1 pseudogene is annotated in these 223 nt (G+C 59.2%); it reads right to left on the minus strand.

Going from position 1 to position 223, the window contains the following annotated elements:
* Window positions 1-223 (minus strand): annotated as a pseudogene (locus tag E4K09_RS26735) (TRAP transporter substrate-binding protein); the annotation flags it as partial.

Raw genomic sequence — 223 nt, forward strand, 5'->3', positions numbered from 1 at the left:
CGCGTACTTCTCGTAGACGGGCTTCATGGCGTCGATGAAGGGCTGCTTGTCGACATTGTTGATCTGGCTGCCGCTGGACCGGATCTTCTTCTCCGCATCCTTCTCGCGCGCGTCCCAGAGCTCACGCATCTTCGCGACCGACTCCCTGGCCGCTTCACGCAGCGCCTTTTGATCCTCCGGAGAGAGTTTGTCGAAACTCCTCTTCGACATGACAAGCACCTCC

The organism is Microvirga pakistanensis (assembly GCF_004458765.1).
In the GTDB taxonomy this organism is placed as follows: Bacteria; Pseudomonadota; Alphaproteobacteria; order Rhizobiales; family Beijerinckiaceae; genus Microvirga; species Microvirga pakistanensis.